Annotated in this window: 20 protein-coding genes; 16 read left to right on the forward strand and 4 right to left on the reverse strand. The window is 40.3% G+C overall.

Annotated features, from left to right (window positions below; translation table 11 throughout):
* Positions 1–24: 24 nt before the first annotated feature.
* A complete protein-coding gene (locus G588_RS20475; RefSeq protein WP_051139953.1) occupies positions 25–924 on the reverse strand; it encodes an FRG domain-containing protein in 900 nt (299 codons plus the stop codon).
* A gap of 173 nt (positions 925–1,097) precedes the next feature.
* Here G588_RS20475 and G588_RS0114665 point away from each other — a divergent pair, with 173 nt between their 5' ends.
* The 8 genes from G588_RS0114665 to G588_RS0114700 all read left to right on the forward strand — a co-directional run bounded on the left by G588_RS0114665 (position 1,098) and on the right by G588_RS0114700 (position 7,896).
* Positions 1,098–1,553, forward strand: coding sequence for a GTPase domain-containing protein (locus tag G588_RS0114665; RefSeq protein WP_022779474.1), 456 nt, complete (start codon positions 1,098–1,100; stop codon positions 1,551–1,553).
* 162 nt (positions 1,554–1,715) lie between these two features.
* The gene (locus G588_RS0114670) at positions 1,716–3,062 is read left to right on the forward strand and encodes an MFS transporter (RefSeq protein WP_022779475.1); all 1,347 of its coding nucleotides are present in this window, start codon (positions 1,716–1,718) and stop codon (positions 3,060–3,062) included.
* Positions 3,063–3,088: 26 nt separating this feature from the next.
* Positions 3,089–4,201, forward strand: coding sequence for a helix-turn-helix domain-containing protein (locus G588_RS21745; RefSeq protein WP_022779476.1), 1,113 nt, complete (start codon positions 3,089–3,091; stop codon positions 4,199–4,201).
* 93 nt (positions 4,202–4,294) lie between these two features.
* Positions 4,295–4,816, forward strand: coding sequence for a DUF4256 domain-containing protein (locus G588_RS0114680; protein ID WP_022760379.1), 522 nt, complete (start codon positions 4,295–4,297; stop codon positions 4,814–4,816).
* 75 nt (positions 4,817–4,891) lie between these two features.
* Positions 4,892–5,530 (forward strand): GNAT family N-acetyltransferase, encoded by a 639-nt coding sequence (locus G588_RS0114685; RefSeq protein WP_022779477.1) that lies wholly within the window; start codon positions 4,892–4,894, stop codon positions 5,528–5,530.
* A 216-nt stretch (positions 5,531–5,746) separates the two neighbouring features.
* Positions 5,747–6,985 (forward strand): immunoglobulin-like domain-containing protein, encoded by a 1,239-nt coding sequence (locus G588_RS21750; protein ID WP_022779478.1) that lies wholly within the window; start codon positions 5,747–5,749, stop codon positions 6,983–6,985.
* A 13-nt stretch (positions 6,986–6,998) separates the two neighbouring features.
* A complete protein-coding gene (locus G588_RS0114695) occupies positions 6,999–7,466 on the forward strand; it encodes an HD domain-containing protein (protein WP_022779479.1) in 468 nt (155 codons plus the stop codon).
* A 1-nt stretch (position 7,467) separates the two neighbouring features.
* Positions 7,468–7,896 carry an SWIM zinc finger family protein gene (locus tag G588_RS0114700; RefSeq protein WP_022779480.1) on the forward strand — a complete coding sequence of 143 codons (429 nt, stop codon included), beginning with the start codon at positions 7,468–7,470 and terminating at the stop codon, positions 7,894–7,896.
* Between the two features lie 240 nt (positions 7,897–8,136).
* Here the strand turns inward: G588_RS0114700 and G588_RS0114705 are convergent, their stop codons facing one another.
* The 3 genes from G588_RS0114705 to G588_RS21755 are packed head-to-tail and all read right to left on the reverse strand — an operon-like array spanning position 8,137 to position 9,462.
* Entirely contained in the window at positions 8,137–8,415 is a 279-nt protein-coding gene (locus G588_RS0114705) for a hypothetical protein (protein ID WP_022779481.1), read from the reverse strand.
* Positions 8,416–8,417: 2 nt separating this feature from the next.
* On the reverse strand, positions 8,418–8,840 hold the full coding sequence (locus tag G588_RS0114710; RefSeq protein WP_022779482.1) for a hypothetical protein: 423 nt from the start codon (positions 8,838–8,840) through the stop codon (positions 8,418–8,420).
* A 1-nt stretch (position 8,841) separates the two neighbouring features.
* Complete coding sequence (locus G588_RS21755; protein ID WP_051139954.1) at positions 8,842–9,462, reverse strand: DUF4417 domain-containing protein; 621 nt, start codon at positions 9,460–9,462, stop codon at positions 8,842–8,844.
* Positions 9,463–9,478: 16 nt separating this feature from the next.
* On the opposite strand from G588_RS21755, the gene G588_RS0114720 reads away from it, so the two are divergent.
* From G588_RS0114720 to G588_RS0114765, 8 genes are all read left to right on the forward strand, one after another.
* Positions 9,479–9,709, forward strand: coding sequence for a hypothetical protein (locus tag G588_RS0114720; RefSeq protein ID WP_155830808.1), 231 nt, complete (start codon positions 9,479–9,481; stop codon positions 9,707–9,709).
* Between the two features lie 21 nt (positions 9,710–9,730).
* On the forward strand, positions 9,731–10,243 hold the full coding sequence (locus G588_RS0114725; RefSeq protein WP_022779484.1) for an ImmA/IrrE family metallo-endopeptidase: 513 nt from the start codon (positions 9,731–9,733) through the stop codon (positions 10,241–10,243).
* Between the two features lie 90 nt (positions 10,244–10,333).
* Positions 10,334–10,618 carry an HU family DNA-binding protein gene (locus tag G588_RS0114730; protein WP_022779485.1) on the forward strand — a complete coding sequence of 95 codons (285 nt, stop codon included), beginning with the start codon at positions 10,334–10,336 and terminating at the stop codon, positions 10,616–10,618.
* Positions 10,619–12,042: 1,424 nt separating this feature from the next.
* A complete protein-coding gene (locus tag G588_RS0114745) occupies positions 12,043–12,360 on the forward strand; it encodes an SCP2 sterol-binding domain-containing protein (RefSeq protein ID WP_022779488.1) in 318 nt (105 codons plus the stop codon).
* A gap of 92 nt (positions 12,361–12,452) precedes the next feature.
* Positions 12,453–12,698 (forward strand): hypothetical protein, encoded by a 246-nt coding sequence (locus G588_RS0114750; RefSeq protein ID WP_022779489.1) that lies wholly within the window; start codon positions 12,453–12,455, stop codon positions 12,696–12,698.
* A 236-nt stretch (positions 12,699–12,934) separates the two neighbouring features.
* Positions 12,935–13,720, forward strand: a complete 786-nt coding sequence (locus G588_RS0114755; protein ID WP_022779490.1) for a DUF6904 family protein — start codon at positions 12,935–12,937, stop codon at positions 13,718–13,720.
* An 18-nt stretch (positions 13,721–13,738) separates the two neighbouring features.
* Positions 13,739–14,116: a hypothetical protein gene (locus G588_RS0114760; RefSeq protein WP_022779491.1), complete on the forward strand. Its 378-nt coding sequence runs from the start codon at positions 13,739–13,741 to the stop codon at positions 14,114–14,116.
* A 302-nt stretch (positions 14,117–14,418) separates the two neighbouring features.
* A complete protein-coding gene (locus G588_RS0114765; protein ID WP_022779492.1) occupies positions 14,419–14,751 on the forward strand; it encodes a hypothetical protein in 333 nt (110 codons plus the stop codon).
* Positions 14,752–15,105 lie beyond the last annotated feature (354 nt).

The raw sequence follows: 15,105 nt of genomic DNA on the forward strand, positions 1-15,105 counted from the left end.
GTCGTATTTCCTTTCAATTAAGTATTATTTTGATAAATCTAGCTTTGGAGTTTGTGCCATTATATTCTTGCATAACTCATCCCATTCTTTATGAGCTTTACCATAGATGGTTTCATGAGTTATGTTTAAAGCCTCTAATTGTGCCTTTATAGCTGGTACGCTCTCGTAATTTATATGTATTACTGTAGCCAATGGCTTTTCATCAACAGTAGTGGAGTACCATTTATAATTTAATGGATATCTGGAATCCATTAGGGTAAATACTCCTGATTGCCTTGCTACACGATATGAAATGTCATAATCACTTTTCACTGCCAAGGGAATAGGTGTAAATGGGGTGTTGTTAAGATCCCCTAACCATTTGTCAAACTTAATATCCGCATTATTTATTGTATCTACGCATATCGGTTCTGTAATGCTTGTACCGTCTTCATTTACAATCATGGAATTGGCGTTGCATAAAGATGGATTAAGAATATACACAACAGGAGAGTCCTTTTCCTCAAATCCATCCAATGCAAAAAACAGCGCAACCAAAGGATCTGTGGACCAGTCAAGCGCAGGTGTTCTGAGACTATAGTGCTGCGCAAGAAACAAATAGTGGAATTTATTCCAGTTACTGGGAACTGCGTCCTTCATTTTTTCATAAAAAGAATCAAAGGCCTTTTCAAAAATCGGGAATTTATCATAACAAAGCCTTTCTATTTCGCCGGGCTCTTTTGCAGCGGAAAAGCGTTCCTTATCTCTGTAAACGCTGGCATTAAGATCCCATTCTGCTTTTCTGTGGCCACGATACCATAATTCAGCATTATCATTGTTCTGTCTGTTCTTACAAACATAGTCAATGTATTCGTTTACTGAGGATATTATCGTCAGCTTGCTCAATCTGTTTCTTTCATATTCTAAAAGCAATTCTTCGTTCATGTGCTATCCCCCTCGTTTTTTCATACATAAACTATTATATATTCGGCAGAAAGGGGCTGCAATTTGTAAATGTAACATTCTTTTTACTTTTTTCAGGGTGGTCAAAATATGACCAAAAAGTAAAGTAGAGAACATGTTCAAGATAATAGCCATCATAAAAGGAGATTTTTATCATGAGTGAAGATTATAAGCAGGATAAAGAAGAAAAGAAGGAAATACCTATTGCCAATATCGTTGTTACGGGTATTACAGGATCAGGAAAGAGTACGCTTGTAAATGCAATATGCCATGATAACAACAGTCCTATTAGGATATGGGATACGGTTGAATTTGAAATTGATTCGGTGAAAACAGAACAGTCTATGCGTGAGATTAGTGAAAAGCTTGAAGAGAAGTCATCCAGGAATGAAAATGAGTGCATCCATGCAATATGGTATTGTATCAATTCGGGCACTAATAGGTATCAAGAAGGTGAAATAAGATTAATAGAGACCTTACATAGCTTAAAAGTGCCCATTATCATTGTTCTTACTCAGTGTGCAGGTGATCCGAAAATAGCAGATCATTTAGAGGAATTAATTCGCAGCGATAATAAAAGCTGTTTACTGGTACCTGTCACCAATGTTTAGGAGAATACAGTTAAATATATCACTTACCTCATACCAGTGGGCAAAAGAAAAACTTTCCGTAATGGAAAGCTTTTCTTTTATAACTAGTACAATAAGTGTATTATAGTTTGTGTAAGTTCCATGTAGAATGAAGTCATGAAAACAAGTATGGAGGCTTCAGATATGGAACAGAACAAGAAAATGTATGGGGAAATCATTAAGGAACGTGAATATAGAAAGCTGATTTTTGCTACGGTTATCAACCGATTTGGTGATTCTGTAGATGCAATCGCTTTTACATGGCTGGTTTATCAGATTACACACAGTGCAGCATGGTCAGCAATAGTTTTTGCACTTAATACACTTCCAAACGTGGTGGTTCAGCCCTTTGCCGGAGCTATTGTTGAGAAGATGGACAAGAAGCATGTGATTGTAGCAACACATCTTCTTAGGGCAGTCATTATTACATTGTTTGCACTTCTATATAGAGCAGGCCTGGTGAATGCACTGGTTATGGCAATCTTTACTTTGGTCATCACGACAGTGGAATCCTTTAATCTTCCTGCAACTTCAGCATTTACAATCCAGGTGGTTAAGAAAGAGCATATGACCTGCGGAATGAGTCTTAATTCCATGCTTTCAAGTGCTGCATCACTGGCAGGTACAGGTGCTGCCGGCGTGATCATTGCAACAGCAGGCGTTTCTGCAGCGATGATGATTGATGTAATAACTTTTGGAGTTGCAGCGGTGCTTATCAGTGCAATGAAGGCTGGGAGAGTAGCAATTACTGAGGCAGCACAGAATGAAGCATCCAAGACAACATCCGAGGCCGGAGAAACAGAGAACAAAAAAGAGCAGAGTAAAATTGAATTCTTTTTAGACGGCTTTAGATATGTGGCAAATTCACGAGTTATCTGCAATTATGGCTTACTTGCAGTTGCCCTTAACTTCATGCTCATTCCTATAAATGCACTTCAGGCACCAATTGCCAGCGAGATTTTCAAGATGGGCGGAGAAATCCTTAGTATTGCAGGTGCATTTGCTGCAATCGGAGGTATTGCAGGATCCGCACTCGTACCGGTTCTTTCACAGAAACTATCTCCGCTTAAGATGATCATGCTTGGAACCTCCCTTCTCGGAGCAGGAATGCTTGGAATGGCCTGCGGTGGAGTTTTTGTTGGAAATAATATTGCTTGTTATGTGGACGTAGCAGCTTCATTTTTTGTCATGATGGTGGCAGCTTCAATCATAGGCGGTACAATCAATATCCAGTTTATGAAAAATGCTGATCCAAAATATATTGCAAGAGCAGCCGCAGTAATGGGCGCTTGCGGAACAGCATGTATGCCTGTGGGTTCACTTCTTTTAAGCGCAGTTGTGACTAAGGTCAGCACAGGAGCAATTCTTGTATTCTGCGTGATTTTTGCAATAGCTATTCTTGCAATCTTAGTCTTTGTAAAGCCACAGATGGAGATTGAGGAAGGCTCCCTTGGAATTAAAAACGAGAAAGTATCAGCAAGTTTAGGATAAAAATTCTTTCATTAAAGGAGTTTGCAATGCAGATAAAGCTTAATGAAAACATAAAGAAGTACCGAAAGAGCATGAATCTGACCCAGGAAGAACTGGCAGAAGCCTTCGGAGTTACGGTTGGAGCTGTATCAAAATGGGAAAGCGGCAGTAATGTGCCGGATATTCTAACTCTTATGCAGCTTGCAGACTTTTTTAGCATATCTGTCGACGTGCTTCTGGGCTATAGCATGTCCTCCAAGAACGTCAAAGACATTTCTGACAGGCTGGATGCTCTTTTACATGAGGATAAATATGACGAGGCTATTGCTGAGGCAGAAAAAGCACTGGTTAGATATCCGGGTAACTTTAAGATTCTCACAAGCTGTGCGGACACATACTATATTGTTTCATCGATGAAAGATTTGAAGGATTACCGGGACAAAGCAATAGAACTTTATGAGTCGTCGGTTCGCTATATTTCACAGAGTGACAAACCGGATCAGGAAAACTTTAGCATTAAATTTCGCATCGCAACATTAAAAGGTCGTGATAACCCTGAGAAATCTCTTGAGGAGTTTAAAAAGATAAATTATCAGGGTATAGCAGACATCAATATTGCCAATATTTTAAGAATGATGGGCAAGCCTGAGGAAGCAATGGAGACTTACACAAGAGTTTTGGTCTCAATTCTGGTAAAGACCTTGGAGTTTTCTACAGAAATGTTTATGGTGCTGGTTTCTATGGACGCTGCGAAGGCATACAAGGAAGCTGGTGAGATTATGGATTGGTATATGACTATAGTAGATGCTACCAGCATTGATAGGAGCAAGAACAGCTATCTTTCCAAGATGAAGATCATGGGACTTGTCTATAAATCATTGGTTCTTTGTTGCCTCAAAAAGGATGATGAAATGAGAAACTGCATTGATACAGCCTTAGAAATAGCAAAGCAGTACGACAAAAACCCTTCAAATGATTTTGCCGGAAAGATCAAATTCTGGCATGGAAGTAAGGATTATCACATTTCTCTATATGATAATTTTGGTGTTGGTGCCGTGGCCGGTATCGATAATCTTTTTAATATGGGACCTAAAGTGCTGCCTCCTAAGGTTATAAAAAAGATGGAAACAGCGCTTGAATACTGGAATAGCGTAAAATAGAATGATTATAAAGAATTAAAGATCATGCACCGAAATTAGCCTTCTTTTTGCCGAAGGAGGTCGTATCTCATCTATTCTGTGGAGGGGAAAACTATGTTAGAAATATTAAAAGCGAGGTTTCAGGATAATAAGAATCTTCATATGGAACTGAGTTGGCTTGACGTGGAGAAACGTTTGCTTGAGCATCAGGGCTCCATGGATGTTTTGAGAAGGATGGAGGAGAGCGGCGGAGAACCGGATACCATCGGCTATGACGAAAAGACGGGAAAGCTAATTTTCTGCGACTGCGCAAAGGAGTCCCCTTCTGGGCGCAGAAGCCTGTGCTATGACGAAAAGGCATTACAGGGGCGTGCTAAAAACCCGCCGTCAGGCAGCGCCGAATGGAAAGCAAAAGAAATCGGCGTTTTGATCATGACGGAGGAACTCTATCGCCGACTGCAAAGTCTCGGGGAATTTGATTTGAAAACGTCAAGTTGGATCACTACGCCGGATGATATTCGCGACAAGGGCGGTGCATTGTTCTGCGAACGACGTTACGGAAGGGTTTTCACATTCCATAACGGGGCGGATTCGTACTATTCCGTGCGCGGGTTCAGAGGTTATACGCTTATATAAATTCAAATTTGTGATTAAATTTCAGAATAAATCAGAACGTTAACTCGGCAGTTTGTCTTACGAGGAGAGCAGAAAATGGAATATGTAATAAAGAGTTTGACTCCTGATTTGGCGGAGGATTATTTTGATTTCTTTGATAATAGGGCATTTTCAGATGGATCCCCATTCTATCCGTGTTATTGCAATGCATTCAATCTAAGCAAAGAAAGAATGGAAAAGGAATTGTATCAGAGGGCAGAGGATTATGGTAACGGACTGGAAGGCTGGATAAGAGCACTTAGGGAATCAGCTGAAAGAATGGTACAGGCAGGAGAAATCAAGGGCTATTTGGCATATGATAATGGAATAGCAATAGGCTGGTGTAATTCGAATGACAGGTCAAGCTACTACAGAACCGGTGAATTTGATCTGCATACTTTGCCTGATGATGAGGAATACACACATAACATTGTTCCAGGTGAAGTTAAGGCTATAGTATGTTTTGAAATTTCTCCGGAATACCGAGGTAAGGGAATTGCAACTCAGTTTTTACGTAGAATCTGTGATGATGCAAAGCTCGAAGGATACAAATATGTTGAAGCATATCCGGTAAAGGATGGAGAGAATATAGAAATGGCTTTTACTGGACCGTTACGATTATATGAAAAGGCCGGCTTTGAAATCTTTGAACTGTCTGGCAATACATATACGGTGAGAAAAAAACTGATTCTATAAATGGGAATGCTTGAGTGAAAAAGTGTACCACCTGCGCTACCCAATTTTTTTACCGCCCCAATATAACAAAAACTAATTGCCTGTAAGTTACAGGGTAAGCACTTTTAATGAGCTGGGAATAAAGATCTCAGCTCATTTTTTCTAAGATAATACGTGCCTATTGGGGTATAATGGATATAGCCGTTTTTGACTGTGATTGAGCACTGGAGGAGCAGTATGAAAAGATTATGTGTCGCCATGTTAATACTTATGACGATTGTTGCTGTAGGTTGTGGAAACAATAAAGTGGCAGATAGCGGAGTTGCTTCCAGCACAGTGAGTGAACCGGAAGCGGTTGAAGCCAGCACTCTTGGTGTGCCTGCGGTGAAAGACGGAGTTTTGAGACCGGGAGAAGACTGCGCTGAGGTTTATTTCGAATGGGATCCTGTTGAAGGTGCTGATGGATACGAAGTCTCTGAGGAGAATAAGTACTATTCAGAAAAAGAGTACAGAGAACCTGAAACAGTTGAGGTCGCCGATAATTCTTATGTTACCGGTGCCCAGGATTATTTTGATTTCAGAATAAGAGTAAGGGCTTTTAATGGTGAAGGAGCCGACAGAGTTTATGGCGAATGGAGTTCTTTTGTCACGGGAAGTGCATATGAAAAGAAGACTGCTGCAGCTGGCGGACCCTATGGAGAGATGTCTGTAGTTATTCCTGAAGGATGGACTGCGGAGATTTCTGCAGTGGATGATGGGAAGCTCACTTATGGCCTCTATGGATTGATACTAAAACCAAAATCTGCAGATGCAGGGCAGATTGAGCTATTTTACTCAGACAGCTTTGGCGTTTGCGGAACAGGACTTTCACAGGAAGAGATTACATTAGCGGGATATACCGCGCATGTTGGTACATATGATGATCATGAGCATTGGGATTTCATTACTTTTGGAGACGAGCGTCCGCAAATAGTAGCCCAGAGCATAGACTGCGATTCCTGGATAAGCTATATGTGGGAAGAAGCAGATACTATTTTGGATACGCTTAAGTTTGATCCCAGCAAGACTGAAGGCGGAATAGGACAGTACATTTCAGATTCTGAAGTTGAGGCTCTTGGACTCATGATGAGTGTTAGTAATGTGACGACCTCAGGACTGACTGTTCATTTCAGACAATACGATGATAAGAGCAGCAGCGAGCTAACATATGGAGATGGCTACACACTTGAGAAGCTTGAAGGTGAGAAGTGGGTAGCGGTTCCGATGATAATTGATAACGGAGTTTTTACTGATATTGGCTACAATATTCCAAAGAACGGGGAAGCTGAGATTGAAACTAACTGGGAATGGTTTTACGGAAAGCTTGAACCTGGAACATATAAGATAACCAAGATTGTATTGGATTCAGGAGTTAGCAGCGAAGGGGATAGTCTGAATCGGTATCCTATAAGCGCACAGTTTTTGGTTGCCGGATGATGGAGAATCCACGATGAGCAGATTAAAAGACCTGAGAAAGTATGTAGATAAGAAGCTTAACAAGATAGAAGACGAGGATAAAAGGACCAGTGCAATTTCGCATTTGTACTGTGTATCCCTTGCAGCGCAGATGATTGCGAAGAAAAGAGGCCTGGATCCGGAGCTTGCAGCTATGGCTGCTATGCTCCATGACATGCATGCTTATAAGACCGGATCTTACGATGACCATGCTCATCTTGGCGCTGATTATGCCAGGAAGGTTCTTACAAAGCTTGAACTTACAACACCTGAGGAGACAGACATCATTTGTTCAGCGATTTATCATCATGATGACAAGCTGACTGTTGACAGCCCTATGGATGAAGTGCTCAAGGATGCGGACGTAATCCATCACTGTATGAATGATCTTTCCAAGCCCATTAAGGAGAAAGAACAGGCAAGGTTTGACAGTTTGATGAAAGAATTTGGGGTGACTGAGTAGTATGGGACTTATTGAAATCGCCAGCGGCAACTCGGTTTGGCGTGGCATGGATTATTATAATAACAAAAAGGTAGAGTCCGTAGAGAAAACAAGTGCTACCTCTTATGACGGTGTAGTAAAAGGCACTGAGCTTTACCATGTGCACGTGGATCTGGAACATCCTAGAAAATCCACCTGTACTTGTCCTTTTGCTGATGGACGCAGAGTTATCTGTAAGCATATGATTGCTCTTTATTTTACTGCAGAACCCAAAGCTGCTAAGGATTTCCTCAAACAAGTAGAAGAGTGGGAAAAAGAGGAAGAAGAGGAAGAACAGCGTCATTACGATGAACTTCGTGATTATGTAAACAGTTTAAGCAAAGCTGAACTTCAGCAGCTATATTATGACGCGCTGATCGAATTAGAAGACAGACGCAGGAATTATTGGTGAATCTCACATCAGGAATATTGATGCCAAGCGTAAACTTTGATTTTTTCGCGAACCTCCTATAAAGAATATGCAAAAAGCATATATATTATAAGTCCAATAGTCTAATGCCCTCGCAAGTTGCGGGGGCATTACTTTTAGTGTGAAGCCTTACACGACTAAAGTCGCGTGCATCTTATAGCAGCCTATCGGCTGCGCCCGCTTTAGGCGGACGGACTGCGTTTGATCGCATTCTTTAGGAATTCACTCGTCAACCCATTCTGCGTCTTTTTCAATCTCCCAGAATGTTTTCCCATCAAACAGGGGCTCTTTTAGGAATTTTTCCAGACTCTCTTGGTTGCTAAAGCCTTCTACTTTCCATAACAAATTACCTTCTGGTTCCCATTGTTGAAGTTCAAAGCGATATCTTCCGTCATCAAGAATATATCCTTGAGAGAAATATTTCTTACCATTGTAGGTATAAATTAATTCTTCTCCACCCCAGAGCTTGTCAATAAATTCGTTGATATTACCATTTTTCATTGTTATGTAACTCCTTTAAAGTATTTTTTATACTTTTTGTACAGCTTAGAGTTTTTGTGCAATATCTTTGTGGTCCTTTCGAAAGGCCCTGCTTTTGTTTGGCTAAAATCAGTACTGTATTCATGGTAGTGCAATACCTTTGTTTTGGTTTTTAGGCCGGATATGTCCTCTGGATGATAAGCAATCTCTATTCTTAGATTGTGATTCTTATCATAAATTCTCATCATATTGAATGTTCCGTCAGAATTCATCTTAATGTAAGCTATGCTGGAATGAGATGATTCAGGAAGACTGTGTTTACCGGAGCCAGGGATGCCTTTTAATACTTTTACTCCATTATATTTGCCATCTGGTGAAAATGAAGTGTCTACTTCATAACTATACGGCACATTGTTACCGACTGCAAAGGTTCCTCTTCCGCCCATATCAATTGTCCCCCTTTCTGGAGCTTAAGTAATCAACAACAATGAGATTTCCTTCCATTTCCTTAAAAGGTGTGCCCAAACAGATAATAGCCTCCGGCTCTATGTTTATTAGCAGTTGGTAGTAACCTCTAAGAAAGGCTTTTTTATTGCCTTTACAACCGATCATCCCCACGGCAACTATGCAATGCTTTTCAATTGCGTCATAGCAAAACTCAAAGCTTCTGCTGGATCCCCAGCTAATGGTGGGAACAACAATCTTGCCTTCTTTTTGCCAATATGCGCCTACCCATCTTGATTTGCCGATAGATTCTATCTGGCGCCAAGGACTCATATCACTATATAGTGAAAAATCTGGAGTCAGCAGGAATCTGTATTTTCCGTATCTTTTCAGAGCTTTTTCTGGATGATAGTACGTAGATTCAAACCTGTAATCATCAACAAAGAAATGTACACCTTTATGAAGATTTTTAGTATCATGGGTACTTACATCTGAGCATGCTATAAGGTCAATGTTATCAATATTTAGTTGTTGTTTATGTATTATTGGAAATCCATATTTACCCTCGGTTTCGAATTCATTTCGCATAAAAAGAGGGTCATCACGCATTTGTTTACTTGTCATGGTTTTTCTCCTGTTTATGCCGGCAATTCAGTATGTAATTGATTTAAATCAAAACATGAATTATTCCGCGAAGCTTCAAGCAATACAGGCAAAATTTCTTGATGGTAAGGAGATTGCAGAGTATGATGATGCAATTTCATATCTTGAGCAAGCAGATACAGGAGTTGCTGCTTGTTTTCGAGAGAAGTTAAGTGAAGATGACATTATTACTGTAGCAAATGTTATGAAAAAATATCAACGAAAATAGCAATTGGGAGGAGGGGTAACCGTGAAAGCGAAAGATGTTTCTGCGGAAAAGCAGATGAAAACAATAATTGCTGCTAACGAAATAATAAACCGTTTTATAAATCATGATCCTTTTTATATAGCAAGACAATTGGGGATTCGCGTGATTTTTACTGCACTTACGGATAATGTAAAAGCATTTATTACAAGAGATGCTTATGGAGCAACTATTTTTATAACAAAATTTGCTGATAGTCTTTCACGGAAAATATTATGCGCGCATGAGCTTGGTCATTTTATAAATGGCGATGTAGAATATGCACCTGCTTTTTTTGACATAGATATTGATCCAGAGAAGGAATATTTGGCAAATGTTTTCATGTCCATTTTATTTCCTCAGGCTGAAATAAAACTGAATGCAAACCCCAATACGGATATTACTGAGATCAATAAGTACTTTGACGGGTTGATTCGATACAATCATGATACAAAGAGCAGTGATGGAGAACTTAAAATTCTTAATGACAGCTCAACTATATTTGACATGGTGCATTAACTGTATTACGCTTTTGTGGTAGTGTTTTGCTCGCTACAACGATAAGGTGATTACAACCTAAAAAACATTTTCTTGAGGAGGAAAAAATAAATGAACAAGACAGAATTAGTAGAAGCTATCGCAAAGCAGACAGGTCTTACAAAAGCAGCTTCTGAGAAGGCAGTTAAGGCTTTCACAGACGTAGTATCAAAGGAGCTTAAGAAGAAGGGCAAAGTTCAGCTCGTTGGATTCGGAACATTCGAGACTGCTAAGAGAGCAGCAAGAACAGGTAAGAATCCTCAGACTGGCGCAGCTATTAAGATTCCTGCAGCTACAGTTCCTAAGTTCAAGGCTGGTAAGGCTCTTAAGGATACAGTTAACGGAGCTAAGAAGTAATTCATATTGAGATGTTAAGGATCGGGAGATTGATTCTTCCGGTCCTTTTTTGTGGTGTAGTGTAGGGAAATGATGTTAACAATTTGTTCAAGGCTTGTTTATTCTTTATTCAGCCGGAGATTGTACCATAATAATAGACAGTAAGAAAACACACATTGCTTCTTTTTCATTTTCATGGGCTGGTCATCGCGATCAGCCCATCCTCCATTTTGGGAGATTTTTAGGAATATAGAAAAGATTTAGGGCAGAACACCATTGGATAGTCGGCGTTCTGCCCGTTTATTTTTAGAGTAAGCTGCCAGTAATAAGAGGGGGACGGCAGCTTTGAAATGAATAATGAAAAAGTATATGTGTTTGGGAGGTTCAAGCTTTTGCTTGATGAGGTAATGATACAGAATAATCGTTACAGTTCAGACCCTAGCTTGAGATAAGAAGACCGGTAGACTACCATTTTTGCACAAGATGAACCTGAGGCATACGATGAGGAAGCGGATCTTTTGGATGATATCGAGTTCATGGATGCGGACGAAGCCAGAGAAGCCATCGAAGATGCAGGCTATGATCCGGATGATTTCGCCGGAGATTTTGGCGATGATTTTTAAGAAGAAATAATCAAACGATTTGTGTTCATGATAAATAAACTCTGAATGAAATGATCTATCCTCTGAGTAGTAAGAGTTTATCGCCACAGGCAAACAGGTCTGGTAGGGGATACGTAAGGTCAGCTGGGCTTTCCTTTCTAAAGAATATGGGACTTTTTTCACATAACAACAATAATGAAAATATTGATTACGAACGTCTCCGTCTGGACCTGATGGAAGAATATGGTGCTCAGATGGTAACAATTACCGGTGCCATGGGCTATTCTGACATGTGCGATACCCAAGAGGCCTCCCCGGAACAGCTCCTTGCCATGGCACGCCGGAAAGGTTTTAATCTAGATAGGTATAAGCGCTAGCGAAAAAGTTTACCACCTGCGCTACCGAATTTGTTTACCACCCAAATATAACAAAAACTAATTGCCTGTAAGTTACATGATAAGCGCTATTTAATGAGCTGGGAATAAAGATCCCAGCTCATTTTTTCTAAGATAATAAAGACCTCTTGGGGTATAATGGATATAGCCGCCTTTATAATTATGAAGCCGCTGACCTTTTTTATATGAGAAAAAGACCAGCGGCGCTATTGTAGGGAGGACCCTCCGGGGTGTGGGAGCCGAAGGGGTTTGTGTGATGAATGAAAAAAATGTTGTGTGTGGGGATCAAGAAGCTTTGTTCTTCTTGATGGTTTTATATTAAGACACGAACATTAAACGAAGCTTAAAGTGTTGTGATGAAATTGTGAAAAAATACAACCTTAAGATTTGTAAGTGATGATACAGGTAGAGATGCGAAGTTTATTAGAAAAAAAGGAGGATCAGGAACATGAAGTTTGAAACGGTATTGTCAAAAGTAAGAAAACTTGCCGAGAAGGCAGATGTCAGCAATGTAGATTTTCTTGCAGTGCAGGTCAATCTCACAGATACTGAGCCAAATGTTTTTTATGTTGAGGTCAAGGACCACAAGATCAATGTTGAGCCTTACGACTATCACGACAGAAACTGCGCAATAACAATAAAGTCTGATGATTTCAATAAGCTGATTTCCGGCAAGCTTGATCCTGTTGCGGCATTTACAATTGGCAAGCTTAAGGTTGATGGTGATGTTGGTAAAGCGCTTGAGTTTTCAAAGCTTCTTAAGTGATGGAGGAATATGCGGTGACTGAATAAAATAGGACTTATAAGTGAAAGTGTCACCGAATTGACGACATGTAGAAGTCTGTGGAGGGCAACACCATGAGTACATGCAAAGCCTTTAGTATCGAGAACCCAAATGAAGCCTATGAGCACATGAAGCTTAAGCGCATTATCCAGTACAATGACGCTGATTATGATCATCCGCTCTATACCTGGAATGAAGGCGAACGGGTTTTATGTCAATGCGAGAACTGCGGAGGATATGTGCTTGTTCAGTTTTCAGAATATCATGGAGTTGAAGACGATGACTACTACACAGACTACATTGAAGCGGACAGTCCTTAAACAGCGGAAGAAATAAACAAAAAGTATTCCGGATTTGACATTGAAATGAAGTCCGGAATCAAGTATCTGGCCAAAACAGGTAGAACTGTGGTATGGCGTAACTAAAGAACTGAGCCATGGGCTATTCTGACATGCACGATGCCAGGAAGGTTTTAATCTAAATAGGCATAATCGCTAACGAAAAAGTTTACCATCTACGCTACCGAATTTGTTTACCACCTATCGAGGAGAACGGTATGATCTACGCTAAACCCACAGAAAATCTGACCGGCGTATGTGTTGAAGGGGAATTCCAGGACTTTTACGAGCTAGTCGATAGCATCTACAGTATGACTGGCCCGGAAGACAGTTATGATGACCCGTATTGGGGCGTCAAAAACAGATTACTTGGAGTATGCTACGATATCAGGCATGCATATCAGGGCGATAGAGAAATCCTTTTTGCGGATAACAATGTAACTCCTGAGCTACAAAAGTGGCATGGAAAGGTCCTGCCCAAAGAGAATGTACACTACAGCGTGAATATTCTTTTCCCAGAGGCTGTATTTGTCGCACTGTCAGTGGAAGAGATGTTTGCTTTTTGCAGGGAAAACTATGAAATATATAAGAATGATGAGCTTTTCCAAAGAAACATCGGACTTCATGACTATATCAAGGACCAGGCTCTAATAAAATTGTTCTCCGGCGCTGTTCTGAAGGCTCTTGGTGATGTTATTGGTCCAGAGGGATTCAAATCGATTTATAAGGAGATTGAAAGAGCAAAGTCTCCATATAACTTTGAGCATACATACTTTGACTACATCACCTATTACGTAGATAAGTGCAATCTAGAGTATCTCAAGACGGATCCTGCCAAGCGTCCGGACAAAATCAGGAACATTGCCAAGCGCTTTGTGAAGCCGCCAGAGAGCTACTTTAAGCTAAAAAGAGACTTTGAGTATTCAGCAAAAATAGAGCATTGCAGTATATACGAGCTGGCAGCCCCGGAGTTTGAGAATTATCCGGAGGAGATTGTTTGGTAAATAAGGGAGAACACTGAAATGTATAAGGTATTTATCACTAAAAGAGAATTTGATAATGGTTATGGTTGTGATGTTATCGAAGAATATGTTTCAGTAGATGCCGTAAAGCCTTATGACACCTCCGATGACGACTGGCACTGCATCAAGGAGCAGGTTAAAGAGCTTGCCACAGGAAAAGACGAGTCCCTTAAAAATCTGCCAGCGAACGACTGTAACTATGATTTAAGCTGCATGATAGAAGATGCGGACTGGGGAGTATTGGCAGAATCCGAGCATTTCTACATAAGAGGCGATAATGAAGACGCTTCTTTGTACCAAAAACCAGATTCTAAGCGCATCTGCAGCGTAGGGGATTTCTATGGAGATCCGGCCGCGGCTTACAACAACCCCAAATAATGGTATATTCTTACTGTTATTACTTCAGTAAACATTTATTATTGCTTGTAGAGCCTTGGATTTTTCCAGGGCTTTTATTTTTGCAAAGAGCTGGATTCTAAAATTCTAAGAGCTCCGGCTCTTTTTATATACATTTCCATGTGAAACAGGCGCTGCCTGATCATATACAGCAACTTTAAAACACAAAGTAAAAAGAAGAAAAAGATCATGGGTAGAAAACTAATCACATTCAGCTTTGGATACGAATTCATCCCGGAGCTGTCAAAACTATCAAGGAGCTATTCCCCACGGAGATAAGCTCAATGTACTGCACAACAGCACCTTCTAGGTTAACTGCGTATAAGACAGATACTTATCTTGCAGAAGCGGTAGCAAATTATGCCGGCTCAATAGACACAATGCACCTGTTTGTTGGAAAGACAACAAGGAATCAGATAGTAGCCGAGTATAAGAAAAAGGATAAGGAAGATACTCAGATCTGCATTGGCAGCCTATCTGAAGGAAAATATGTGTTCAAGGCAGGAATCATGCAAAATGCTGCATGGTTCCTTTTTTATACTTCCTTTTTAAAAGTTTATTCCTTTTTTAATCCTACCTTTAGAAAAATTCTTTCATTAAATGTTAAAATTAAGTGAGTTATTCTGGAGAGGATTGTATGAAGAAAGTAGGAACATTCGTTATGAACTTCTAAGAAAGGAAGTTTGACACGTATGGGCTACGCAATTACAATCCTTGAGCACAGCACAGCACAGCACAGCACAGCACAGCACAGCACAGCATTAGTGGGCCCATTTTTAAATACATATTGGAGAAACTAGGTAACGTCGAATGACGGGATTAAAAATCCTGCCATTCGGCTTTTTTCGTTTATAGAGACCATAAACCAAAGTAGGAGGGACATTGCATGAAAAAGCGCAAAGTAAAGACATATGGATTATTACGCAGATTATTGGCGGTAGTGATCACATTTGCCATGATTATTGGCTGCT

Origin of the sequence: Butyrivibrio sp. AE3009 (assembly GCF_000420845.1) — a bacterium.
Lineage (GTDB): Bacteria > Bacillota > Clostridia > Lachnospirales > Lachnospiraceae > Butyrivibrio.